The organism is Pauljensenia sp. UMB3104 (assembly GCF_030217285.1).
Lineage (GTDB): Bacteria > Actinomycetota > Actinomycetes > Actinomycetales > Actinomycetaceae > Pauljensenia.
In genome coordinates this window covers 1-259 of record NZ_JASONN010000386.1, presented here as the reverse complement: position 1 = coordinate 259, position 259 = coordinate 1, and the positions used below count along the sequence as shown (strand labels likewise).

Annotated in this window: 1 protein-coding gene; it reads right to left on the bottom strand. The window is 56.0% G+C overall.

The genetic code is table 11. The features are described from left to right. Positions 1-259 (bottom strand): DUF881 domain-containing protein (locus QP415_RS12135; protein ID WP_285100243.1); only part of this gene is annotated, 259 nt, incomplete at both ends.

Genomic DNA, 259 nt, shown 5'->3' with positions numbered 1-259 from the left:
GTGAGCGCGTTCGGATCACCAATGGCTTCCACCACGTATGGCGGAGAAAAAGGCTGTCCGTCAACAAGAATCACGTTGCCAATGCATCGGATCACTGTTTGTCCGGTCACGCGTACTCCTTGGACAGTCATGGCTTCCGCGCCACCATTCCAGAGCGCGTTCATCACGTCTTCAATGTCCTGCTGGTGAATGACTAGGTCGTTCGGTGTAGCACCGTCGGGAATCGCCTGCTGGGGTGCGTCCGTGAGCGTAATAGTCA